The sequence below is a fragment of the Rubellimicrobium aerolatum genome (assembly GCF_017872975.1).
GTDB classification, from domain to species: Bacteria; Pseudomonadota; Alphaproteobacteria; order Rhodobacterales; family Rhodobacteraceae; genus Rubellimicrobium; species Rubellimicrobium aerolatum.
Map to the genome: position 1 here is coordinate 160,616 of NZ_JAGGJP010000006.1, position 21,652 is coordinate 182,267.

At 71.1% G+C, this 21,652-nt stretch carries 22 protein-coding genes; 11 read left to right on the plus strand and 11 right to left on the minus strand.

Annotated features, from left to right (window positions below):
• The first annotated feature begins 23 nt into the window (after positions 1–23).
• The 4 genes from J2Z33_RS09245 to xylA all read left to right on the plus strand — a co-directional run bounded on the left by J2Z33_RS09245 (position 24) and on the right by xylA (position 4,906).
• Positions 24–1,319, plus strand: a complete 1,296-nt coding sequence (locus J2Z33_RS09245) for a sugar ABC transporter permease (RefSeq protein ID WP_209840123.1) — start codon at positions 24–26, stop codon at positions 1,317–1,319.
• Positions 1,316–2,083 (plus strand): ATP-binding cassette domain-containing protein, encoded by a 768-nt coding sequence (locus tag J2Z33_RS09250; protein ID WP_209840125.1) that lies wholly within the window; start codon positions 1,316–1,318, stop codon positions 2,081–2,083. Before J2Z33_RS09245 ends, J2Z33_RS09250 begins: the two co-directional genes overlap by 4 nt.
• Positions 2,084–2,156: 73 nt before the next feature.
• Positions 2,157–3,596 carry a xylulokinase gene (gene xylB, locus J2Z33_RS09255; RefSeq protein WP_209840127.1) on the plus strand — a complete coding sequence of 480 codons (1,440 nt, stop codon included), beginning with the start codon at positions 2,157–2,159 and terminating at the stop codon, positions 3,594–3,596.
• A 14-nt stretch (positions 3,597–3,610) separates the two neighbouring features.
• The gene (xylA, locus tag J2Z33_RS09260) at positions 3,611–4,906 is read left to right on the plus strand and encodes a xylose isomerase (protein ID WP_209840129.1); all 1,296 of its coding nucleotides are present in this window, start codon (positions 3,611–3,613) and stop codon (positions 4,904–4,906) included.
• Between the two features lie 39 nt (positions 4,907–4,945).
• Here the strand turns inward: xylA and J2Z33_RS09265 are convergent, their stop codons facing one another.
• Both J2Z33_RS09265 and J2Z33_RS09270 read right to left on the minus strand, forming a co-directional pair.
• On the minus strand, positions 4,946–6,499 hold the full coding sequence (locus J2Z33_RS09265; RefSeq protein WP_209840131.1) for a DHA2 family efflux MFS transporter permease subunit: 1,554 nt from the start codon (positions 6,497–6,499) through the stop codon (positions 4,946–4,948).
• A gap of 6 nt (positions 6,500–6,505) precedes the next feature.
• Positions 6,506–7,672 (minus strand): HlyD family secretion protein, encoded by a 1,167-nt coding sequence (locus tag J2Z33_RS09270; protein WP_209840133.1) that lies wholly within the window; start codon positions 7,670–7,672, stop codon positions 6,506–6,508.
• A gap of 158 nt (positions 7,673–7,830) precedes the next feature.
• Between J2Z33_RS09270 and J2Z33_RS09275 the strand changes: the two genes are divergently transcribed.
• Genes J2Z33_RS09275 through J2Z33_RS09290 form a run of 4 tightly spaced genes read left to right on the plus strand, consistent with a single transcriptional unit; the run spans position 7,831 to position 10,838 of the window.
• Entirely contained in the window at positions 7,831–8,505 is a 675-nt protein-coding gene (locus J2Z33_RS09275; protein WP_209840135.1) for a TetR/AcrR family transcriptional regulator, read from the plus strand.
• 51 nt (positions 8,506–8,556) lie between these two features.
• Positions 8,557–9,489, plus strand: coding sequence for a DUF808 domain-containing protein (locus J2Z33_RS09280; RefSeq protein WP_209840137.1), 933 nt, complete (start codon positions 8,557–8,559; stop codon positions 9,487–9,489).
• An 18-nt stretch (positions 9,490–9,507) separates the two neighbouring features.
• Positions 9,508–10,365: an SIR2 family NAD-dependent protein deacylase gene (locus tag J2Z33_RS09285; protein WP_209840138.1), complete on the plus strand. Its 858-nt coding sequence runs from the start codon at positions 9,508–9,510 to the stop codon at positions 10,363–10,365.
• Entirely contained in the window at positions 10,365–10,838 is a 474-nt protein-coding gene (locus tag J2Z33_RS09290) for an HAD family hydrolase (protein ID WP_209840140.1), read from the plus strand. Before J2Z33_RS09285 ends, J2Z33_RS09290 begins: the two co-directional genes overlap by 1 nt.
• On the opposite strand, the gene J2Z33_RS09295 is transcribed toward J2Z33_RS09290, so the two are convergent.
• The 6 genes from J2Z33_RS09295 to J2Z33_RS09320 form a co-directional block, all read right to left on the minus strand.
• Positions 10,835–11,566 (minus strand): amino acid ABC transporter ATP-binding protein, encoded by a 732-nt coding sequence (locus tag J2Z33_RS09295; RefSeq protein WP_209840142.1) that lies wholly within the window; start codon positions 11,564–11,566, stop codon positions 10,835–10,837. The two genes, J2Z33_RS09290 and J2Z33_RS09295, sit on opposite strands and share 4 nt — an antisense overlap.
• Positions 11,563–12,237, minus strand: a complete 675-nt coding sequence (locus J2Z33_RS09300; protein ID WP_209840145.1) for an amino acid ABC transporter permease — start codon at positions 12,235–12,237, stop codon at positions 11,563–11,565. The genes J2Z33_RS09295 and J2Z33_RS09300 overlap by 4 nt, the downstream gene beginning before the upstream one ends.
• A gap of 4 nt (positions 12,238–12,241) precedes the next feature.
• Positions 12,242–13,024: an amino acid ABC transporter substrate-binding protein gene (locus J2Z33_RS09305; protein ID WP_209840146.1), complete on the minus strand. Its 783-nt coding sequence runs from the start codon at positions 13,022–13,024 to the stop codon at positions 12,242–12,244.
• A gap of 80 nt (positions 13,025–13,104) precedes the next feature.
• Entirely contained in the window at positions 13,105–13,596 is a 492-nt protein-coding gene (locus J2Z33_RS09310; protein WP_209840148.1) for a transglycosylase SLT domain-containing protein, read from the minus strand.
• Between the two features lie 65 nt (positions 13,597–13,661).
• Complete coding sequence (locus J2Z33_RS09315; protein ID WP_209840150.1) at positions 13,662–13,988, minus strand: TfoX/Sxy family DNA transformation protein; 327 nt, start codon at positions 13,986–13,988, stop codon at positions 13,662–13,664.
• A 57-nt stretch (positions 13,989–14,045) separates the two neighbouring features.
• Positions 14,046–14,201 (minus strand): hypothetical protein, encoded by a 156-nt coding sequence (locus J2Z33_RS09320; RefSeq protein WP_209840152.1) that lies wholly within the window; start codon positions 14,199–14,201, stop codon positions 14,046–14,048.
• 224 nt (positions 14,202–14,425) lie between these two features.
• Between J2Z33_RS09320 and J2Z33_RS09325 the strand changes: the two genes are divergently transcribed.
• From J2Z33_RS09325 to J2Z33_RS09335, 3 genes are read left to right on the plus strand one after another with little or no spacing between them, the layout of a single operon-like run.
• Positions 14,426–15,175, plus strand: a complete 750-nt coding sequence (locus tag J2Z33_RS09325; RefSeq protein ID WP_209840194.1) for an SDR family oxidoreductase — start codon at positions 14,426–14,428, stop codon at positions 15,173–15,175.
• Between the two features lie 12 nt (positions 15,176–15,187).
• Entirely contained in the window at positions 15,188–16,033 is an 846-nt protein-coding gene (locus J2Z33_RS09330; protein WP_209840153.1) for a fumarylacetoacetate hydrolase family protein, read from the plus strand.
• A gap of 6 nt (positions 16,034–16,039) precedes the next feature.
• On the plus strand, positions 16,040–16,882 hold the full coding sequence (locus J2Z33_RS09335; RefSeq protein ID WP_209840156.1) for an amidohydrolase family protein: 843 nt from the start codon (positions 16,040–16,042) through the stop codon (positions 16,880–16,882).
• 316 nt (positions 16,883–17,198) lie between these two features.
• Here the strand turns inward: J2Z33_RS09335 and gcvP are convergent, their stop codons facing one another.
• From gcvP to gcvT, 3 genes are read right to left on the minus strand one after another with little or no spacing between them, the layout of a single operon-like run.
• Positions 17,199–20,039 carry an aminomethyl-transferring glycine dehydrogenase gene (gene gcvP / locus J2Z33_RS09340; protein ID WP_209840158.1) on the minus strand — a complete coding sequence of 947 codons (2,841 nt, stop codon included), beginning with the start codon at positions 20,037–20,039 and terminating at the stop codon, positions 17,199–17,201.
• Positions 20,036–20,398: a glycine cleavage system protein GcvH gene (gcvH, locus tag J2Z33_RS09345; RefSeq protein WP_209840160.1), complete on the minus strand. Its 363-nt coding sequence runs from the start codon at positions 20,396–20,398 to the stop codon at positions 20,036–20,038. The genes gcvP and gcvH overlap by 4 nt, the downstream gene beginning before the upstream one ends.
• Positions 20,399–20,408: 10 nt before the next feature.
• Entirely contained in the window at positions 20,409–21,536 is a 1,128-nt protein-coding gene (gcvT, locus tag J2Z33_RS09350) for a glycine cleavage system aminomethyltransferase GcvT (RefSeq protein WP_209840162.1), read from the minus strand.
• Positions 21,537–21,652 lie beyond the last annotated feature (116 nt).

The window sequence follows — 21,652 nt, forward strand, 5'->3', positions numbered from 1 at the left end:
CCGGCCCGGAGGGGGACCTTGAGATGAGCGACGTGGGACGACTGGCCGGGGGCACGCCCGAGCGGCGGGGACTGGCCGACACGCTGGAGCTGGACAAGCGGCTGTTCGGGATGGTGGCGGCCTTCGTGCTGCTCTGCCTGGGGTTCTGGGTCTGGACGGGCGGGACGTTCCTGAGCCCGCGCAACATCTTCAACATCGCCGTGCAGACGGTGGCGGTGGGGATCATGGCGACGGGCATGGTCTTCGTGATCGTGACGCGGCAGATCGACCTGTCGGTGGGGGCGCTGCTGGCCATGTGCTCGGCCACCATGGCGATGACGCAGGCCTACGTGCTGCCGGGGGTGGTGGGGCTGGACAGCCCGCTCATCATGCCGGTGACGGTCGTCGTCGGGCTGGTTGTGGGGACGGCCATCGGGGCGCTGCACGGGTGGCTGATCGGGTATCAGGGGATCCCGTCCTTCATCGTCACGCTGGGCGGCCTGTTCGTGTGGCGGAACCTGAACTGGTACATCACCAACGGGCAGTCGGTGGCGCTGACCAACGAGCGGGTGCTGGACTTCGGCGGCACCGAGGGGGTGCTGGGCCGGGGGCCGAGCTGGGTCGTGGGCGGGCTGCTGGCGCTGGGGCTGGCGTTGGCGCTGCTGGGCGCGCGGCGGGCCAAGCGGCGGCACGGCTTTGCGGTGAAGCCCGCCTGGGCGGAGGGGCTGCTGATCGCGGTGATCGCCGGGGCGGTGCTGGGCTTCGTGGCGGTGCTGAACGCCTATCCGATCGCGGCGACCAAGCTGCGGCGGCAGTTCGAGGCGCGGGGCGAGGTGATGCCCGAGGGCTTCACCGCCTATCACGGGCTGCCGGTGTCGGTGCTGCTGCTGATCGTGGTGGCGGCGGTGATGACGGTGGTGGCGCGGCGGACGCGGTTCGGGCGCTACATCTTCGCCACGGGCGGCAACCCGGACGCGGCGGAGCTGTCGGGGATCAACACGCGCTGGCTGACCGTCAAGGTCTTCGCGCTCATGGGGTTCCTGTGCGGGCTGGCGGCGCTGGTGAGCCAGGCGCGGCTCCAGAGCCACGGCAACGACATCGGCACGCTGGACGAGCTGCGGGTGATCGCGGCGGCGGTGATCGGCGGCACGGCGCTGGCCGGGGGGATCGGCACCATCTACGGCGCGATCCTGGGGGCGCTCATCATGCAGTCGCTCCAGTCGGGGATGGGGATGGTGGGGGTGGACACGCCGTTCCAGAACATCGTCGTCGGCGCGGTGCTGGTCGTCGCGGTCTGGATCGACACCATCTATCGCAAGCGCACGGGGGCGTTGAAATGAGCGTGGATCGCAGCGGGACGCCCTTGCTGGAGATGCGGGACATCTCCATCGCCTTCGGCGGCGTCAGGGCGGTGGATCACGTCACGGTGGACCTGTGGCCCGGCGAGGTCGTTGGGCTGCTGGGGCACAACGGGGCGGGGAAGAGCACGCTCATCAAGATCCTGTCGGGGGCCTACAAGGCCGATTCGGGGGAGGTCCTGATCGACGGGAAGCCGGTGCGGATCGACAATCCCCGCGACGCGCGCACCCACAACATCGAGACGATCTACCAGACGCTGGCGCTGGCGGACAACCTCGACGCCGCCTCGAACCTGTTCCTGGGGCGGGAGCTGACGACGCCGCTGGGCCTCGTGGACGACGCGCGGATGGAGGCGGAGACGCGGCGGATCATGGCCAAGCTCAACCCCAACTTCCGCAAGTTCGCCGATCCGGTGAAGGCGCTGTCGGGCGGGCAGCGGCAGTCGGTCGCCATCGCGCGGGCGGTGTATTTCAACGCCCGCATCCTCATCATGGACGAGCCGACGGCGGCGCTGGGCGTCCACGAGACGGCGATGGTGGCGGAGCTGGTCAAGGAGCTGAAGGCGCAGGGGTTGGGGATCTTCCTCATCAGCCACGACATCCATGACGTGATGGGGCTCTGCGACCGGGTGACGGTGATGAAGAACGGCCGGCTGGTGGGGAGCGAGCGGGTCGAGGACGTGTCGGAGGACGACATCCTGTCGATGATCATCCTGGGCAAGAACCCGCGTCGCGAGGCGGCCTGACCGCCCATCGCACGGGGGTGAACCGGGGCCGCGCCCCGTGCTAGGACCCGGTCGGGAACGGGAGAATCTCATCATGTTCATCGGACTCGACCTCGGCACCTCCGGGCTGAAGGGGGTGCTCATCGACGACGCGCAGGCGATCCGGGCGGAGGCGACGGCGCCCTTGGAGGTGTCGCGCCCGCAGGACGGCTGGAGCGAGCAGGACCCGGCGGCGTGGCTGGCCGCCACGGACGCGGTGATGCGGGAGCTGCGGGCGGCGGCGGACCTGGGGGCGGTGCGCGGGATCGGGCTGTCGGGGCAGATGCACGGGGCGACGCTGCTGGACGAAGGCCACCGGGTGCTGCGGCCCTGCATCCTGTGGAACGACACGCGGAGCCACGCCGAGGCGGCGGCGCTGGATGCCGACCCGCGCTTCCGGGCGGTGACGGGGAACATCGTGTTCCCCGGCTTCACCGCGCCGAAGCTGGCCTGGGTGCGGAACCACGAGCCGGAGGTGTTCGGCAAGGTGGCGCTGGTGCTGCTGCCCAAGGACTACCTGCGGCTGTGGCTGACCGGCGAGGCCGTGGCCGAGATGTCGGACGCGGCGGGGACCTCGTGGCTCGATACCGGCAAGCGGGACTGGGACGACGGGCTGCTGGCGGCGACCGATCTGGGGCGGGGGCAGATGCCGCGCCTCGTGGAGGGGTCGGAGGCGTCCGGCGTGCTGCGGGCGGAGCTGGCGGCGCAGTGGGGGTTGCCGGAGGACGTCGTCGTGGCCGGGGGCGGCGGGGACAACGCCGCGTCCGCCGTGGGCGTGGGCGTGGTGAAGGCGGGGGAGGCGTTCGTCTCGCTCGGCACCTCGGGGGTGCTGTTCGCGGCCTCGGACGCCTACCAGCCGGACGCCGCGAGCGCGGTGCATACCTTCTGCCACGCGCTTCCGGCGACGTGGCACCAGATGGGGGTGATCCTGGCCGCCGCCGACGCGCTGAACTGGTATGCGAAGATCGTGGGGCGCAAGGCATCCGACCTGACCGGGGAGCTGGGCGAGCTGCGCGCGCCGGGGCGGACGCTGTTCCTGCCCTACCTGGGCGGGGAGCGGACGCCCCACAACGACGCGGCCGTGCGGGGGTCGTTCCTGCATCTGGATCATGCCACCGACCGGACGGCGCTGACCCGCGCCGTGCTGGAGGGGGTGACGCACGCGGTGCGGGACAGCTTTGACGCGCTGTCGGGGACGGGGACTCGAATCGAGCGGCTGATCGCCGTGGGCGGGGGCTCGCGGTCGGAGTATTGGGTGCGGGCCATCGCCACGTCGCTGGGGCTGCCGGTGGAGCTGCCGGTCGCGGGCGACTTTGGCGGGGCCTTCGGCGCGGCGCGGCTGGCGATGATGGCCGCGACCGGCGCGGGGGTGGAGATCGCCACCGCGCCCCCCATCGCGCGGGTGGTCGAGCCCGACCGCGCGCTCGCGCCCGCCTTCGCGGAGGCCCACGCCCGCTACCGCGACGCCTACAAGGCCCTGAAGGGCCGCCATTGACCACGGAGGACATGATGGCTGGATATTTCGACGGCATTCCCGAGATCCGTTACGAGGGCCCGGAGAGCGGCAACGAGTTCGCGTTCCGGCACTACGACGCGGACGCGGTGGTGATGGGCAAGACGCTGCGGGATCATCTGCGGTTCTCGGTGGCGTGGTGGCACAGCTTTGCCTGGCCGGGGGGCGACCCCTTCGGCGGGCAGACCTTCGAGCGGCCCTGGTTCGGCGACGACATGGACCACGCGCGGCTGAAGGCGGACGAGGCCTTCGAGATGTTCCGCATCCTGGGGGCGCCGTATTTCTGCTGGCACGACGCCGACATCCGGCCCGAGGGGGCGACGCTGGCCGAGAGCCTGTCGCGGCTGGACGAGATCATCGACCACATCGGCGGCAGGATGGAGCAGACGGGGGTCAAGTGCCTCTGGGGCACGGCCAACCTGTTCTCGAACCGCCGGTTCATGGCGGGGGCGGCGACGAACCCGGACCCGGAGGTGTTCCTGTGGTCGGCGGCGACGGTGAAGGGGTGCCTGGACGCGACGCACCGCCTGAACGGGGAGAACTACGTGCTCTGGGGCGGGCGCGAGGGCTACGAGACGCTGCTCAACACCGACCTGAAGCGCGAGCGCGAGCAGGCGGGGCGGTTCCTGTCGATGGTCGTGGACTACAAGCACAGGATCGGGTTCGGGGGGACGATCCTGATCGAGCCGAAGCCGCAGGAGCCGACCAAGCACCAATACGACTACGACGTGGCGACGGTGTATGGCTTCCTGAAGGACTTCGGGCTGGAGAACGAGGTCAAGCTCAACATCGAGCAGGGGCACGCGATCCTTGCGGGGCACTCGTTCGAGCACGAGCTGGCGCTGGCGGCGGCGCTGGGGGTGTTCGGGTCGATCGACATGAACAAGAACGACTACCAGTCGGGCTGGGACACCGACCAGTTCCCGACCAACGTGCCGGAGATGATGCTGGCCTATTACGAGGTGCTGAAGGCCGGGGGGTTCACCACGGGGGGGACGAACTTCGACGCCAAGGTGCGGCGGCAGTCGCTCGACCCCGAGGACCTGATCCTGGCGCACGTGGGGGCGATGGACTGCTGCGCGGCGGGGCTGAAGGCGGCGGCGCGGATGCTGGAGGACGGCCGGCTGGAGGCGGCGCGGGCTGAGCGCTATGCCGGGTGGGACAAGGCGGGCGACCTGCTGGGGTCGGACCTCGGCGCGCTGGCCGAGCGGGCGCTGTCGGCGGGGATCGACCCGCAGCCGCGCTCGGGCCGGCAGGAGCGGCTGGAGAACCTCGTCAACCGCTACCTGTAAGGGCGCGGAGGCCCGCGCCTTGAGGGGCGGGCCGTCCGGTCAGTGGGCGGAGGCCTGCCCGGCCATGACGGGCTTCTTCATCAGGAGCGCCGTCAGGGCGAGGCCGCCGAACAGGACGGTGATGAGCACGAAGACGTCGATGAAGGACATCACCGCCGCCTGACCCTGGAGGCGCTGCGCCATCTGGGCGAGCGCGCCGGTCGTGCCGTCGATCCCTTGCGCGTTCAGGTTCGCGGCCATGAGGTCGAGCTGGCGCAGGGCCTCGGGGTTGGACCAGGTGACGGATTCGGACAGGCGCTGGTAGTGGAGGTCGCCGCGGTCCGACAGGAGCGTGGCGATCACCGCGAGGCCCACGGCGCCGCCGAGGTTCCGCATCAGGTTGTAGAGGCCCGAGGCGCCCTTGATCTTGGCGGGCGAGAGGGTGCCGAGCGCGAGGTTGTTGATCGGCACCATGCAGATCATCAGCGACAGGCCCCGGAGGATCTGCGGCCAGAGGAGTTCCTGGAAGTCCCAGTCGGCGGTGAGGCCGGTGAGCATCCAGGTCGAGGAGGCGAAGCCGATGAAGCCGAGGAGCAGCATCACGCGGAGGTCGAGCCTGGAGGACAGGATGCCGGCGAGGGGCGCGGAGACGAACATCGCGAGGCCCGAGACGAACACCGTCTCGCCGATCATCAGGCTGTCGTAGCCGCGCACCGCGCCGAGATAGAGCGGGTAGAGGTAGGTCAGGCCGTAGAGGCCGATCCCCATGACGAAGCTGAACACCGAGCCCACGGCGAAGTTGGTGTTGCCGAAGGCCGACAGGTCCACCAGCGGCTCGTCGCGGGTGAAGGCGCGCCAGAAGGTGACGACGCAGCCCAGCGCGGCGACGGCGGCGGTGATCGCCACCAGCTCGTCGGCGAACCAGTCGTTGGCGGGGCCTTCCTCCAGCACGAATTCGAGTCCGCCGAGGAAGGCGGCGAGGGCGAGGAGGCCCCACCAGTCGAACCTGCCGAAGAGCTTCCAGTTCGGGCGGTCGAAGTCGATCAGCGCCAGGGCGGCGAGGGTGACGACGATGCCGGGCACCACGTTCACCAGGAACAGCCAGTGCCAGGAGAAGGTGTTGCTGAGATAGCCGCCGAGCGTCGGGCCCACGGTGGGGGCGAGCGTCGCGACGAGGCCCACCATGGGCGAGACGATGGACCGCTTCGAACTGGGGAAGATGGTGAAGGCCGCCGCGAAGACCGAGGGGATCATGCCGCCGCCGAGGAAGCCCTGGAGGCCGCGCCACAGGATCATCTCGTTGATCGAGGAGGACATGGCGCAAAGGAAGCTCGTGGCCGTGAAGCCGGCGGCGGACACGGCGAAGAGGAGCCGCGTGGACATGACCCGGCCGAGGAAGCCCGAGAGCGGGATCATGATGACCTCGGCGATGAGATAGCTGGTCTGGACCCAGCTGATCTCGTCGCTGCTGGCGCCCAGCCCCGCCTGGATCTCGGGCAGGGAGGCCGAGACGATCTGGATGTCGAGGATGGCCATGAACATCCCGAACACCATGACCAGGAAGGCCAGGACGCGGCGCGGGGTGAGCTCGGGCTCCTCGTGGGGGACGGCCATGGGCGGTTACTCCGTGACGGCGGCGACCTGCGGGTCGGATTCGGGCGCGGTGCGGCTGTCCACGGCGACGACCGCCGAGAGGCCGGCGCGGAGCTGGCCGGTGGCGAGCGCCTCGGCGGGGATCGCGATGCGGACGGGGACGCGCTGGACGACCTTGGTGAAGTTGCCGGTCGCGTTGTCGGCGGGCAGGAGCGAGAAGACCGACCCCGTGGCGGGGGCGGTGGAGGCGACGGTGGCCTCGAACTCCCGGTCCGGCAGGGCGTCGAACGTGACGTGGACGGTCGCGCCGGGGGCGATGCCCTCCATCTGCGTCTCCTTGTAGTTGGCCTCGATGTAGAGGTCGCCGTCGGGGACGAGCGCAGCGAGGCGCGCGCCGGGCTGCACGAGGTCGCCGGTCTGGAGCGTCAGGTTCGCCAGCGTGCCATCGGCGGGCGCGCGCAGCACGGTGAGGTCGAGGTTGCGCTGGGCCTGCTGCACCGCGAGGTCAAGCTCGCGCCGGGTGCCCTCGGCCTCCTTGCGCTGGGCGATCAGCACATCGACCTGCGCCTCGGCGCTGGCGACGGCGGCCTGGGCCTGGGCGAGGCCGGCGGTTGCGGTGTCCAGCGCCTCGTTGGCCTCGTCGAGCTGGGCCTGGGCAACGACGTTGGTCTCCGCGAGGCTGCGGGCGCGGTCGGCCGCCGAGGTGGCGGTGCGGAGCTGCGCGGCGGCGGCGTCGCGGGCGGCCTCGGACTGCGCGACGCCGGCGCGGGCGGCGGCGATCTGCGCGTCGATGCGGGCGAGGGTGTCGTCGGCGGTGGCGAGGCGGCTGCGGGCGGTGTCGAGGGCGATGCGGTAGTCGCCGTCGTCGAGGCGCACGAGGACGTCGCCGGCGCGCACGCGGTCGTTGGCATCCACCGGCACCTCGGCCACGTAGCCCTGCACGCGGCTGCTGATGAGGGCGATGTCGGCCTGGACATAGGCGTCGTCGGTCTCGACGAGGAAGCGGCCCTCGGTCCAGTAGCCTTCGGCCCAATAGCCGATGCCGCCCAGCGCGGCGAGCGCGACGAGGCCGAGGACGGCCTTCTTGCGCACGGGCTTGGCCGGCGGCGCGGCCTGGATCGGCGCGGCGGCGGGCGCGGCCGGGGCGGGCGCGTCGAGGCTCGCGGCCGGGCTCAGGCGTTCATGTCTCGACATGGCGGGGTCCTTGGGGAGGTGCAGCGGGGAATCGGCGGAGCCGGATCGAACCGTTCAGTTCGGTCACTGATGTAGCGTGACGCAGGGTCCAGTTCAAGGGTTCATTGAACCGACTGGTTCGATTATATGGGGTGTGTCAGCCAGGAGGATCCCTATCCATGCGGCCCGCCGACGAGACCATCCTTGTCCCCGAACCGGGTGCCCCGACCCGTCGCCATGCGGCGGGGGAAGACCCGGCCAAGCGCGACCAGATCCTGGAGGGCGCGCGGCGCGTCTTCATGGAGCAGGGCTACGATGTCGCCAGCATGAACGACATCTGCCGGGCGGCGGGCGTGTCGAAGGGGACGATCTACGTCTATTTCGAGAACAAGGAGGAGCTGTTCGTCAGCCTGATCGAGCGGGAGCGGGATCGGCTGTTCCTCGACACCGAGCAGCTTCTGGCGAGCGACCTGCCCCTGGCGGAGAAGTTGCGGCGGTTCGCGGCGCGGCTGGCGGGGATCGTCTGCTCGGACGAGGGGGTGCGGGCGCAGCGCATCCTGATCGCCACGGCGCAGCGGATGCCGGAGCTGGGCGCGCGCTTCTACGACGGCGGACCCAAGCGGACGCAGGACGCGCTGGCCGCGCTGCTGGCGCGCGAGGTGGAGGCGGGGCGGCTGCGGATCGGGGACGTGACGGTCGCGGCGGCGCAGTTCGTGGCGCTGGCGACGGCCGGCATCTGGCGGCCCCGGCTGTTCGGCAAGGACCCCGAGCCGCCCTCGGCCGAGGCGGTGGGCGTCATCGCCGACGCGGCGGTGGCGATGTTCCTGGCGGCGCATGGGGTGGAGGAACGCTGAAACCTTAAGGCGTCGGCGGGGTTGAGGCGGGATCGGGCGGCAGGGGGCGGCATGGCATCGGGATTCTTCGCGCTGCTCGACGACGTGGCGGCCATCGCCAAGATGGCGGCGGCGAGCCTGGACGACGTGTCGGCGCAGGCGGTCAAGGCCAGCGGCAAGGCGGCGGGGATCGTCATCGACGACACGGCGGTGACGCCGCGCTACGTCATCGGCATCGCCGCCGAGCGCGAGCTGTCGATCATCTGGCGCATCGCGCTGGGCTCCTTGCGGAACAAGCTCCTGCTGATCCTGCCGGGGGCGCTCATCCTGGCCGAGTTCCTGCCCTGGCTGGTGACGCCGATTCTGATGGCGGGCGGGGCCTACCTGTGCTTCGAGGGGGCTGAGAAGGTAGTGGAGCGGCTGCATCCCCATGCCGCCCATGCGGAGGACCTGGAGGCGGCGGGGTCGGCGGAGGAGCTGGAGGCGCGCAAGGTCTCGGGCGCGATCCGCACGGACCTGGTCCTGTCCACCGAGATCATGGTGATCGCGCTGGCGACCATCGAGGCGTCGAGCCTGCTGACGCGGGCGGCGGCGCTGGCGCTGGCGGGGGTGGCGATCACGGTGGGGGTCTATGGCGTGGTGGCGCTGATCGTGAAGGCGGACGACATCGGCGCGGCGGTGGCGCGGCGGCACACGGGGGCGCTGCACCGGCTGGGCTGCGGTCTGGTGCGCGGGATGCCGCGGGTGCTGGCGGTGCTGAGCGTCGCGGGCGTGCTGGCAATGCTGTGGGTCGGGGGCGGGTTCCTGCTGCACGGGCTTGAGAGCTTTGGGGTGGAGGCGCCCGAGCACCTGATCGAGACGATCGCGGAGGCGGCGGCGCGCCTCGCCGGGCCGATCGCGCCGATCGTCGCGTGGCTTGTCGGTGCGGTGGGGGCGGCGGTCGTCGGGCTGGCGGTCGGGCTGGTGCTGGTGGCGACGCTGGGGCTTGTGCGGCGGATGGCCTGAGCGGGAACAATCGCGGGGGTGGCCCGTTTCGGGCGCGACATGGCGACCGACATCGAAGATCTCGCGCAGTCCATCCATGACCGACGGGCGATCCTTTTCGTCGGCGCGGGCGTGTCGATGGTGGTGGGGCTGCCCTCGTGGCAGGCGCTGATCGATCACATGATGCGCGAGCTGCTGCTGGAGGCGGAGACCGATCCCGGCCCGGCGCTGGGGCACCCGATCCTGGCCGAATACTACCGCATCCGGCACGGCAGCATCGGGCCGCTGCGGAGCTGGATGGACCGGGAATGGAAGGTGTCGGAGGAGCGGGTGCGGGACTCGCGCATCCACCAGCTCATCGTGGAGCTGGGGTTCCCGCTGATCTACACGACCAACTACGACCGCAACCTGGAGGTGGCGTTCGAGTCGCACGGACGGCCCTTCGCGAAGATCGCCAACGAGCGCGACCTGACCTTCGCGGGGTCCGAGGACACGCAGATCGTCAAGTTCCACGGTGACTTCGACGATGACGCGAGCTTGGTGCTGACCGAGACGGACTACTTCTCGCGCCTGAGCTTCGACAGCCCGCTGGACGTGAAGTTCCGGGCCGACGCCATGAGCCGGACGCTGCTGTTCGTCGGCTATTCGATGCAGGACCTGAACATCCGATTGCTGCTGCATCGCATCTGGGAAAGCTGGAGCCGGTCGCCCTATCAGGACAATCGGCCGCCGAGCTACGTCTTCCTGCCGTGCGCCGGGCCGGCGCAGGCGGCGGTGCTGAAGCGCTGGGGGATCACGGTGCTGAGCTCGGCCGAGACGGACCCGGAGGCGGCGCTGACGGAGTTCCTGGAACGGCTGGCGGCGCGGGTCGCGGAGCTGCGCGGGGAGGGGCGCTGATGCCGAAGCTGTTCCTGGATTGCGACGGGGTGCTGGCGGACTTCGACGCCTTCGCGACCGAGGTACTGGGGCTGCCGCCGCGCGAGTTCGAGGCGCGGCACGGGGCGCGGGCCTTCTGGTCGCGGCTGGCCGGGCACGGGGACTTCTTCGGGAGCCTGCCCCTGATGCCGGACGCGCGCGAGCTGTGGGACGCGACGGCGCATCTGCATCCCGTCATCCTGACGGGGACGCCGCAGGGCACCTGGGCCGCGCCGCAGAAGATGCGCTGGGCCGCGCGGCACTTCCCCGAAGCGCGGATGATCACTACCATGGCGCGGGCCAAGCGGGACCACATGGAGGCGCCGGGCGACATCCTCGTGGACGACCTGCTGAAGTATCGGCACCTTTGGGAGGAGGCGGGCGGAGTCTTCGTGCACCACCGATCCACGGCCGGGACGCTGGAGGCGCTGCGGGGGCTGGGGCTGGACGTCTAGCGGACGCGGCGGAGGAACTCGCGGGTGCGGGGGTCCCGGGGGGACTCGAACAGTTGCGCGGGCGGGCCTTCCTCGACGATGCGGCCGCCCTCCATGAACAGCACGCGGTCGGCGATCTCGCGGGCGAACTGCATCTCGTGGGTGACGATCAGCATGGTCTGGCGGGCCTCGGCGATGCGGCGCATCAGGTCGAGCACCTCGCCCACCCATTCGGGGTCGAGCGCCGAGGTCGGCTCGTCGAAGAGCATGAGGTCGGCGGAGAGGGCGAGCGCGCGGCCGATGCCCACGCGCTGCTGCTGCCCGCCCGAGAGCGCGGCGGGGTAGGCGTCGCCCCGATCCGCGAGGCCGATGTCGCGGAGGATTGCGTCGGCGCGGCCCTCGGCCTCGGCGCGTGGGAGGCGGCGGACGGTGAACAGCGCCTCGGTGATGTTGCCGCGCGCGGTGCGGTTGGCGAAGAGCGCGTAGTTCTGGAACACGAAGGCGGTGCGGCGGCGCAGCGCGAGGATCTGCGCCTTGGTCGCGCGGGCGGCGTCCACGGTCAGGTCGCCGATGCGGATGGTGCCGGCGTCGGGGCGGTCCAGGAAGTTGATGCAGCGGAGCAGCGTCGATTTGCCGGTGCCGGACGGGCCGATGACCACGATCCTCTCGCCCGGCGCGATGGCGAGGTCGATGCCGTTCAGGACCGTGTTCGCGCCGAACCGCTTCGTGAGGCCCTGAAGCTCGATCATCGGGCGTAGGCTCGGCTCAGGACGGTTTCGAGCCGACGCTGGGCGAAGGACAGGGCCTCGACGACGACCCAGTAGAACACGGCGACCAGCAGGAAGGCCTCGAAGTAGCGAAAGCTGCCGGCGGCCTCCCTCTGCGCCGCGCCCATCATCTCGGTGACGCCGAGGGTGAAGGCGAGCGAGGTGCTTTTGATCATGTCGATGAAGTAGTTGAGCAGCGTCGGCGCGGCGACGCGGGCGGCCTGGGGCAGGACGATGCGGCGGAGCGCCTGCGTTTGCGTCATGCCGACGGCCTGGCTCGCCTCCCACTGGCTGCGATCCACGCCGAGGATGGCGGCGCGGATGCTTTCGGCCATGTAGGCCGCGAAATGGAGCGTGAGGCCGGCGATGGCGGCCTGGATGCCGCTGATCGCGGCGAAGGCGGGGACGATCTGCGGCAGGCCGTAGTAGAACAGGAAGAGCTGCACGAGCAGCGGCGTGCCCCGGAAGAAGCTGACGAAGCCCTGCACCAGCCGGTCGAGCACCGGCACGCGCGACACCCGGATCATCGCGAGGACGACCGCGAGGGCCAGCGCCAGGACCATCGCGCCCGCTGCCATCCCCAGCGTGAGCGGCAGGTAGCGCAGGAGCACCGGCACCAGCCCCAGCATGTAGTCGAGGTCGAGCGGGCCCATGGGCCTAGTCGGAGCCCGTCCCGGAGCCCGTCCCGGAGCCGGTCACGTCGAGGCCCAGCCATTTCTCGGAAATCTCGCGCAGGGTGCCGTCCTCCTTGAGCGTGGTGATGGCAGCGTCCACCTCGTCCCGCAGGGCGCGGCCCTCCTCGTCGTCGCGGAAGGGCAGGGCGTTGCGGATCTCGCTGAAGGGCTCGCCGGCGAGCTGGAGCGGCAGGCCGCTATCGCGGATGACGGTGGCGGTGGACACGCGGTCCATCACGAAGGCGTCCACCCGGCCCAGGGCGGTGTCCTGCTCGATGTTGCTCTCGTAGGTGCGGATGTCGATCTCGGAGGCATAGGGCAGCTCGCGCAGGAGTTGCTCGAAGTTGGAGCCGAGGTTAACGGCGACGGAATGGCCGCGCAGGTCCTCGACGCCGGCGATCTCCGTGTTGCCCTCGCGGACGACGACCTGGGCGCCGTCGATCACGTAGGGCTGGGTGAAGACGAAGGTCGCCTCGCGCTCGGGCGTGACGGTGATCTGGTTGGCCACCGTGTCGATGCGGCCTGACTGGAGGGCGCCGATCAGGCCCGAGAAGGACATGGTGACGAAGTTGACGGGACGGCCGATCTCCTCGCCCACGGCGTTCATGAAATCCACCTCGAAGCCCTGGAGGACGTCGTTCTCCACGAAGGTGAACGGGACGTAGCCCCCCGACATGCCAACGTCGATGGGCTCGGCCTCCTGCGCCTGCGCGGCGGCCGTGGCGGCGAGCCATGCGGCGAGGATCGATCCGGAACGCGCGTTCATGTGCCTCTCCTAAGCGGCCGATGCGACTGCGGGGCGCAACGATCCGGGGCCCCGGGCTGTTCCCGGGGCGGGAGCGGCGCTCAGCGAAGCTCGCGCTTGGCGAGGCCGGTCTCCACGAGGAGGCTGCGGTCGCGTGCCTCGTAGTAGTAGCCCTTCCGATACCAGTCGTAGGCGCGCTCGGGGTCGCCGTTGGCGACGATGTAGGCGCCGCGCAGGTAGGCCCCGGCGAAGCGGAGGTTGGTCTCGGGGTCGAGCAGGCCCGAATCGGGGCCGTCGTAGCCCATGGTCCGAGCCGTCTGCGGCGCGATCTGCATCAGGCCGTAATAGGAGCCGTTCCGCGCCTGCGGGTTGTAGCCGCTCTCGACCGCGATGACATGGGACAGCAGGTCGGGAGGGATCTCCAGGAAGCTGGCGTAGCGGTGGATCATCGCCTGCATCTCGGGCGTGTCGCCGGCGTGGCGGGCGGTCGGGCCCGGCGACTCGGGGGCGCGGGACGCGCCGCAGGCCGCGAGAGGAAGGAGGACCGCCAGAAGCGCCGCGCGGAGGCCGGTCCGCGGATAGGTCGGGGGCATGGATTCGAAGGCTCCGCCATTGTTGGTGAAGACTTCGTAAAGCAGGCCGCGGGTTCCGCAAGGTCTCAGCGGCGGCGGCCGACGCCCAGGGCGTCGAGCGCCGATTCGATGGCCGCGTCGGCGGGTGCGGCGTGACGGGACTTGAGCGCGTCGAAGCGGCGGCGCAGCCCGGCCTTCTCCTCGCCTTGGCAGTCGGTCCAGGGGCGGTCCTGGATCGCCATGTGCAGGACGTAGTAGGCGATGAAGTGCGGACGCTCCCCTGCGTCGAGGAGGCGGGCGTAGGCCCGGTCGGCACCGAGCGCGCGCAGCTCCTCGGCGGTGGAGATGCCGGCGCGGAGGAAGGCGGACTCGGTCGCCGGGCCCAGGTTGCGGAGCGTGGAGATCGCGGCCATGGACCGAGACTACCACACCGGCGCGGCGGGGCCAGCGGGTCGCCAGCCGGCCGCGCCTCAGATGCTCGCGAAGTCGCGGAACAGCGGGGCGGCGTCCTGGCCGGGCGCGGTGGGGGCGCGGCCGGGCTGGGCGGCCTCGGGCTGCGGGGCGCGGCCGGTGGGGGCGCCGGGCTGGGGCGTGTCCTGCGACGCGCCGGTCTGCTGCATCGACATGATGGATGGTCCTCGATGGAAGGGTCCGGGAACCGACCCGGACGGGCGGGGTCCGTGAAGGCGGTTTCGCGCGCCTTGTCCAGAGGACTGACATCCGCCGCGCGCCCGTGCAGGCCACATCCGCGTGAGCGTCCGGGCGCGTGGTCGCCGGGCCACAGGGCCGGGGACGTTGCATCCCCTCGGGCGGGGTGCGACACAGGCGCGTGAACCGGCGGGAGGAGGGGATCGTGGGACGGCTCTCGGGCAAGCGCGCGCTGCTGACGGCGGCGGGCCAGGGGATAGGCCGCGCCTCGGCGCTGGCCATGGCGCGCGAAGGGGCGGAGGTGATCGCCACCGACGTGAACGAGGCCGCGCTGGCGAGCCTGGAGGCCGAGGCGTGCGGGAGCCTGACCACTCGGCGGCTCGACGTGCTCGACCCCGGCAGCATCCGCGCCGCCGTGGAAGCGGCAGGGCCGGTGAACGTGCTGTTCAACTGCGCGGGCTTCGTGGCGGCTGGGACGATCCTCGACTGCGACGAGGATCAGTGGGACTTCTCGCTCCGGCTGAACATGACGGCGATGTACCGGATGTGCCGGGCCTTCCTGCCGGGCATGATCGCGAACGGCGGCGGGTCGATCGTCAACATGGCCTCGGTCGCGTCCTCGGTGATCGCCGCGCCCAACCGCTTCGTCTACGGGGCGACCAAGGCGGGGGTGATCGGCCTCACCAAGTCCGTCGCCGCCGACTTCATCGGGCAGGGCATCCGCTGCAACGCGATCTGCCCCGGGACGGTGGAAAGCCCGTCGCTCGACCAGCGGCTGCGGGACACCGGCGACTACGAGGCGGCGCGCAAGGCCTTCATCGCGCGCCAGCCCATCGGGCGCATCGGCAAGCCCGAGGAGATCGCGGCGCTGGTGGTCTATCTCGCCTCGGGCGAGAGCAGCTACACCACGGGGCAGGCGCACGTCATCGACGGCGGCTGGGCCAACATCTGAAAGGACGATGACATGAAGCTTCTGCGCCATGGCGAGCGCGGCCACGAGAAGCCGGGGCTGAGGCATGACGACGGCACGATCCGCGATCTCACGGGCGTGGTGCCCGACATCGCCGGGGCCGTGCTGTCCGACGAGGGGCTGGCGGCGATCCGCGTCGTCGATCCCGACAGCCTGCCCGTGGTCGATGCGGCCACGCGGCTGGGGGCCTGCGTCGGCCGGACCGGCAAGTTCATCTGCATCGGCCTCAACTACGCCGACCACGCCGCCGAGTCGAACCTGCCGGTCCCGCCCGAGCCGGTGATCTTCATGAAGGCGACCTCCGCCATCTGCGGGCCGAACGATCCCATCCTGATCCCGCGCGGGAGCCTCAAGACCGACTGGGAGGTCGAGCTGGCCGTCGTCATCGGTCGGCACGCCAAGTATGTCAGCGAGGAGGACGCCTTGTCCTACGTCGCTGGCTACGCCGTCGCCAACGACGTGTCCGAGCGGCATTTCCAGGCCGAGCGGGCGGGGCAGTGGACCAAGGGCAAGTCCTGCGACAACTTCGGCCAGCTCGGCCCCTGGCTGGTGACGCGCGACGAGGTGGCGGACCCGCAGGACCTGCGGATGTTCTGCCGCGTCAACGGCGAGACCAAGCAGGACGGATCGACCAACACCATGGTCTACGGCGTCGCGCACCTGGTCAGCTACCTGAGCCAGTTCATGTCCCTGCATCCGGGCGACGTCATCTCGACCGGGACGCCGCCGGGCGTGGGCATGGGGCAGAAGCCGCCGCAGTTCCTGCGGGCGGGCGACGTGGTGGAGCTCGGCATCGCGGGCCTGGGCGAGCAGCGGCAGGTCTGCGAGGACGACGCCTGAGGCGGCATGGACCTTCTCGACACCCATCTCCACCTGATCGACCGGCGCGTGACCGGGCACGCCTGGACGCACCGCGTGCCCGCGCTCCAGCGGGATTTCCCGCTGGAGGAGGCGCTGCGGTTGCAGGACGGCCGGGTGCGGGGGGCGATCTTCATGGAGGTCGCCGCGCTGGACTGGCAGGCCGAATCGCGCTGGATCGCGGGGCTGGTCCGCGAGGGCCGGCTCCTGGGGCAGGTCGCCAACTGCCGGCCGGAGACGGACGACGGTTTCGAGGCGTGGCTTGAGGAAGGGCCGAGCCTTGGCGTCGTGGGGTATCGGCGCATCCTGCACGAGGACGTGGCCGAGGACGTGTCGCTGTCCGGGACGTTCCGGGCGAACGTGCGCCGCATCGGACGGGCGGGGTTCCCGTTCGACGTGAACGTGCGGGCGCGCACGCTGCGCCTCGCCCGCGACCTCGCGCGGGCCTGTCCCGATACCGGCTTCGTGCTCGACCATTGCGGCACGCCCGATATCGCCGGGGGCGGGTGGAGCGAGTGGAGCGAGGGCCTGCGCGAGGTGGCGGCCTGTCCGAACATGAGCGTGAAGCTGTCGGGGATCAGCGCCTATGCCGCGCCGGACACGGCCTCGCTGGACGTGCTGCGGCCCTGGATCGACCATGTGATCGAGACCTTCACGCCCGCGCGGATGGTCTGGGGCTCGGATTGGCCCGTGGTCCAGCTGGGGCTCGGGATGGACGGCTGGATCGGGCTCACCGAGGCGGTGCTGGGGGAGCTGTCCGAGGATGAGCGGGCGTCGATCGCCCACCGGAACGCCGAGCGCATCTATGGGGTGCGGTTGCCGCAGCATTAGGGCGCGGCGGAGCGCGGCCACGGCGGGGCCGAGGGCGCGGAGGCTCCGCGTCGGGGCCGGCGGCGTGGCCTGGGGCATGGGTCGGTCTCCTCTCGATTCGCGGGCGGCGGGAGTGCGGCCCGTGCGAGGGAGGATCGCACCGATGCGTTAACGGTGTCCGACAGCAACGAACGGTCGGGAGCCGGGTCGCGCAACACCCCTTTTTTCGAGGGGCAGAAGCGTGGCCAGGGTGATTCGGGTCGCGGTTCTTACGGAGTGGGCTCCGTCGTAAGGGGCCGCCTAAGAATTTTCGGCGAAAATTCTTAGGCGGGGGCGATCACTCCGCCGCCTCCGCGTAGGATTCGAGCGGCGGGCAGGTGCAGACGAGGTTGCGGTCGCCGAAGGCGTTGTCCACGCGGCCCACGGGCGGCCAATACTTGTCCACCCGGAACGCGCCGGGGGGGAAGCAGCCCTGTTCGCGCGTGTAGGGGCGGGTCCAGTCGGCCACGAGGTCCTCGACGGTGTGGGGGGCGTGGCGGAGGGGGGAGTCCTCGGCGCGGATCTCGCCGCGCTCCACCGCCGCGATCTCCTCGCGGATGGAGAGGAGCGCCGTGATGAAGCGGTCGATCTCGGCCTTGGGCTCGGACTCGGTGGGCTCCACCATCAGGGTGCCAGCGACGGGCCAGGACATCGTGGGGGCGTGGAAGCCGTTGTCCACGAGGCGCTTGGCGAGGTCATCGACGGTGACGCCATGGGCGGCGAAGGGCCGGGTGTCGAGGATGCATTCGTGCGCGACCCGGCCCCGGTTGCCGGCGAAGAGGATCGGGTAGGCGCCCCGGAGCCGCGCCGCGATGTAGTTGGCGTTCAGGATCGCCACCCTGGTCGCCTGCGTCAGCCCCGCGCCGCCCATCAGCAGGCAGTAGGCCCAGGAGATGAGCAGGATCGACGCCGAGCCGTAGGGGGCGGCGGCGACGGCCCCGGCCTCGCCGGTCTGGGGATCGGCGGGGAGGTGGGGCGCGAGGTGGGCCTTGACGCCGATCGGCCCCATGCCGGGGCCGCCCCCGCCGTGGGGGATGGCGAAGGTCTTGTGCAGGTTGAGGTGGGAGATGTCGGCCCCGACCTCGCCGGGCTTCACGAGGCCGACGAGGGCGTTCATGTTCGCCCCATCCAGATAGACCTGCCCGCCATGCTGGTGGGTGATCTCGCAGACCTCGCGCAGGGTGTCCTCGAAGACGCCGTGCGTGGAGGGGTAGGTGATCATGCAGGCGGCGAGGCGGGGACCGGCGGCTTCGGCCTTGGCGCGGAAGTCGTCGAGGTCCACGTCGCCGCTCGGGGTCGCCTTGACGACGACGACCTCCATCCCGGCCATCTGCGCGGAGGCGGGGTTGGTGCCGTGGGCGGAGACGGGGATCAGGCACACGCGGCGGTCATGGTCGCCGTTGGCGAGGTGGTAGGCGCGGATCGTCAGCAGGCCCGCGTATTCGCCCTGCGCGCCGCTGTTGGGCTGCATGGAGAAGGCGTCGAAGCCGGTGATCTCGCAGAGCTTCGCGCTCAGGTCGGCGATGGCCTCGGCGTAGCCCTGCGCCTGGTCGCGGGGCGCGAAGGGGTGGAGCTGGCCGAACTCGGGCCAGGTCAGCGGCATCATCTCGGCGGCGGCGTTGAGCTTCATCGTGCAGGAGCCGAGCGGGATCATGGCGCGGTCGAGCGCGAGGTCGCGGTCCGAGAGGCGGCGCATGTAGCGCATCATCTCGGATTCGGCGCGGTTCATGTGGAACACCGGATGCGTCAGGTAGTCCGTTGTTCGCAGCAGGGTTTCCGGGATCGCCGGTCCGTCGCTGGCGGGCGGCGCGTCGTCGATGCCGAAGGCGCGAAGGACGCGGAGGAGGGTGTCCTCGTCGGTGGTCTCGTCCAGCGCGATGCCGACATGGGTGGTGCCGATCTTGCGGAGGTTCAGCCCCTCGGCGCGGGCGGCGGCGAGGAGGCCGGACTGGCCGACGCCGACCTCGACGGTGAGGGTGTCGAAGAAGGCATCGGGCGTGACCTTGGCCCCGGCGTCGCGCAGGGCGCGGGCGAGGCGGTGGGCGTGGAGGTGGACCCGCTCGGCGATGGCGTGCAGGCCCTTGGGGCCGTGGAAGACGGCGTAGAAGCCCGCCATGACGGCGAGGAGCGCCTGGGCGGTGCAGACGTTGGAGGTCGCCTTCTCGCGCCGGATGTGCTGCTCGCGCGTTTGCAGGGCGAGGCGGTAGGCGCGGTTCCCGCGCGCGTCCACCGAGACGCCGACGATGCGGCCGGGCATCGCGCGTTTCAGCGCGTCGCGGCAGGAGAGGAAGGCGGCATGGGGGCCGCCGTAGCCCATGGGGACGCCGAAGCGCTGGGCGCTGCCCACGGCGATGTCGGCGCCCATCGCGCCGGGCTCCTTGAGCAGCGTCAGGGCGAGGAGGTCGGTGGCGACGATGGCGAGGGCGTTGGCGGCGTGGAGATTGGCGATGTCGGCGGTCAGGTCGCGGAGGTGGCCGTAGGTGCCGGGATACTGGAAGATCGCCCCGAAGACCGTTGAGGGGTCGAGGCTTTCCGGGGCGCCCTCGATGATCTCGATGCCCAAGGGGAGGGCGCGGGTGCGGATGACGGCCTTGGTCTGCGGGTGGAGGTCGGTGGCGACGAAGAAGGCGCGGGCCTTCGATTTCGCGCTGCGCTCGGCCATCGTCATGGCTTCGGCGGCGGCGGTCGCCTCGTCCAGCAGCGAGGCGTTGGCGACGGGGAGGCCGGTGAGGTCGGCCACGACGGTCTGGAAGTTGAGGAGGGCTTCGAGACGGCCTTGCGCGATCTCGGGCTGGTAGGGCGTGTAGGCGGTATACCACGCCGGATTTTCGAGGATGTTCCGCTGGATGGCGGGCGGCGTGAAGGTGCCGTGGTAGCCCTGGCCGATGAGCGAGGTCATCACGCGGTTCTTTGCGGCCACTTCGCGCATCCGGCGCAGGAGGGCGGCCTCGGTCAGGGGCGCCCAGGAGAGCGGATCGGACTGGCGGATCGAGGCGGGCACCGTCTCGTCGATGAGGGCGTCGAGGGAGGAGGCGCCCACGGCGGCCAGCATCTCGGCCATCTCGGACGGGGACGGGCCGATGTGGCGACGGTTGGCGAAGTCGTCGGGGTCGTAGCCGGTGGGCGCCCAGGCGGTCATGCGATGTGGTCCTGGTATTCGTCCTCGTCCATGAAGTCGTCGAGGACGGCGATGTCGTCCACGCGGATCCTGAAGAACCAGCCCGCGCCGAGGGGGTCTTGGTTCACGAGGCCCGGGTTCTCGGTCAGCTTGGCGTTGACCTCCACGATCTCGCCGTCGAGGGGGGCGAGGATGTCGGAGGCGGCCTTGACGCTTTCGATCACCACGACCTCGTCGCCGTGGGCGACCATCGCCTCGATCTCGGGCAGCTCCACGAAGACGATGTCGCCCAGCTCCTTGGCGGCGTGCTCGGTGATGCCGACGGTGACGAGGTTGTCGTCCTCGGCGCGCAGCCATTCGTGGTCTTCGGTGAACTTCATGCGGGGGCCTCTAGCGATGGAAGGACGGAGGGACGAAGGGGAGAGGGGCGACGGTGACGGGATGCTCGCGGCCCCGGATCTTTCCGAGGAGGCGGGTGCCGGGGGCGGCGAGGGTGGCGTCCACGTAGCCCATGGCGATGGGGGCCTGGACGGTGGGGCCGAAAGTGCCGGAGGTGACGTGGCCGGCGTGGCCGGAGGGGCCGGCAAGGGCGGTGCCGGCGCGCATCGGGGCGCGGCCCTCGGGGCGCAGGCCGACGCGGAGGCGGCGGGGGCCGAGGTCGAGCTGGCGCAGCACGCGGTCGGCGCCGGGGAAGCCGCCGGCGCGCGCCCCGCCCGTGCGGCGGGCCTTGCCGATGGACCAGGAGAGCGCCGCCTCGACGGGGCTGGTGGTGCGGTCGATGTCGTTGCCGTGGAGGCAAAGGCCGGCCTCAAGGCGCAGGCTGTCGCGCGCGCCGAGGCCGGCCGGGCGGACGGCGGGGTGGGCGAGGAGGGCGGTGGCCAGCGCCTCGGCGCGGGCGGCGGAGACGGAGATCTCGAAGCCGTCCTCGCCGGTGTAGCCGGACCGGGAGATCCAGAGGTCGGCGCCTTGCCAGGGGAGGGCGCGGGAGTCCATGAAGCGCATCGATTCGACGCCGGGGAGAAGGGCAGCGAGGGCGGTCGCGGCGGCGGGGCCCTGGAGGGCGAGGAGGGCGCGGGCGTGGGCCTCCTCGGCTTGCGGGCCCAGAGCGTCCTGGAGGTGGGCGAGGTCGGCCTCGCGCATGGAGGCGTTGACGACGACGAGGAAGTGGTCGCCGCGATGGGCCACCATGATGTCGTCGCGGATGTTGCCGGCGTCGTCGAGGAGGAGGGCGTAGCGCTGCCGCCCCTCGGGGAGGGACAGGATGTCGGCGGGAACCAGCGATTCGAGGGCGAGGGCGAGGTGCGCCATGCCGTCGCGCGGCCGGAGCAGGATCTGGCCCATGTGGCTGACGTCGAAGAGGCTGGCCTGGGACCGGGTGTGCAGGTGCTCGGCCATGACGCCGGGCTCGTACTGGACCGGCATCTCCCAGCCGGCGAAGGGCACGAGGCGCGCGCCCTGGGCCATGTGGAGATCGTGCAGGGGGAGGCGGCGGAGCGGGGCCGAAGGGCGGTCGTCCATGGGCCTCTTCCTGGTTGCGGGTCGCGATGGCTCCAGCCGTAACGCCGGGGAGGAGCCCGTGGCAAGTGGAGCGCCGGAGAGGGATGGGCAAGGCTCGACCATGGCGGGGGAAGATT

What these genes read in the sequence shown, in the direction of transcription:
- gcvP (WP_209840158.1), bottom strand. Translation starts at nt 20,039, where the DNA reads ATGACCGCCTGGGCGCCCACCGGCTACGACCCCGACGACTTCGCCAAC.
- J2Z33_RS09250 (WP_209840125.1), top strand. Translation starts at nt 1,316, where the DNA reads ATGAGCGTGGATCGCAGCGGGACGCCCTTGCTGGAGATGCGGGACATC.
- J2Z33_RS09315 (WP_209840150.1), bottom strand. Translation starts at nt 13,988, where the DNA reads ATGGCCGCGATCTCCACGCTCCGCAACCTGGGCCCGGCGACCGAGTCC.
- gcvT (WP_209840162.1), bottom strand. Translation starts at nt 21,536, where the DNA reads ATGGACGACCGCCCTTCGGCCCCGCTCCGCCGCCTCCCCCTGCACGAT.
- J2Z33_RS09335 (WP_209840156.1), top strand. Translation starts at nt 16,040, where the DNA reads ATGGACCTTCTCGACACCCATCTCCACCTGATCGACCGGCGCGTGACC.
- J2Z33_RS09320 (WP_209840152.1), bottom strand. Translation starts at nt 14,201, where the DNA reads ATGTCGATGCAGCAGACCGGCGCGTCGCAGGACACGCCCCAGCCCGGC.
- J2Z33_RS09270 (WP_209840133.1), bottom strand. Translation starts at nt 7,672, where the DNA reads ATGTCGAGACATGAACGCCTGAGCCCGGCCGCGAGCCTCGACGCGCCC.
- J2Z33_RS09295 (WP_209840142.1), bottom strand. Translation starts at nt 11,566, where the DNA reads ATGATCGAGCTTCAGGGCCTCACGAAGCGGTTCGGCGCGAACACGGTC.
- J2Z33_RS09265 (WP_209840131.1), bottom strand. Translation starts at nt 6,499, where the DNA reads ATGGCCGTCCCCCACGAGGAGCCCGAGCTCACCCCGCGCCGCGTCCTG.
- J2Z33_RS09275 (WP_209840135.1), top strand. Translation starts at nt 7,831, where the DNA reads ATGCGGCCCGCCGACGAGACCATCCTTGTCCCCGAACCGGGTGCCCCG.
- J2Z33_RS09330 (WP_209840153.1), top strand. Translation starts at nt 15,188, where the DNA reads ATGAAGCTTCTGCGCCATGGCGAGCGCGGCCACGAGAAGCCGGGGCTG.
- J2Z33_RS09310 (WP_209840148.1), bottom strand. Translation starts at nt 13,596, where the DNA reads ATGCCCCCGACCTATCCGCGGACCGGCCTCCGCGCGGCGCTTCTGGCG.
- J2Z33_RS09305 (WP_209840146.1), bottom strand. Translation starts at nt 13,024, where the DNA reads ATGAACGCGCGTTCCGGATCGATCCTCGCCGCATGGCTCGCCGCCACG.
- gcvH (WP_209840160.1), bottom strand. Translation starts at nt 20,398, where the DNA reads ATGAAGTTCACCGAAGACCACGAATGGCTGCGCGCCGAGGACGACAAC.
- J2Z33_RS09280 (WP_209840137.1), top strand. Translation starts at nt 8,557, where the DNA reads ATGGCATCGGGATTCTTCGCGCTGCTCGACGACGTGGCGGCCATCGCC.
- J2Z33_RS09300 (WP_209840145.1), bottom strand. Translation starts at nt 12,237, where the DNA reads ATGGGCCCGCTCGACCTCGACTACATGCTGGGGCTGGTGCCGGTGCTC.
- J2Z33_RS09245 (WP_209840123.1), top strand. Translation starts at nt 24, where the DNA reads ATGAGCGACGTGGGACGACTGGCCGGGGGCACGCCCGAGCGGCGGGGA.
- xylB (WP_209840127.1), top strand. Translation starts at nt 2,157, where the DNA reads ATGTTCATCGGACTCGACCTCGGCACCTCCGGGCTGAAGGGGGTGCTC.
- J2Z33_RS09290 (WP_209840140.1), top strand. Translation starts at nt 10,365, where the DNA reads ATGCCGAAGCTGTTCCTGGATTGCGACGGGGTGCTGGCGGACTTCGAC.
- xylA (WP_209840129.1), top strand. Translation starts at nt 3,611, where the DNA reads ATGGCTGGATATTTCGACGGCATTCCCGAGATCCGTTACGAGGGCCCG.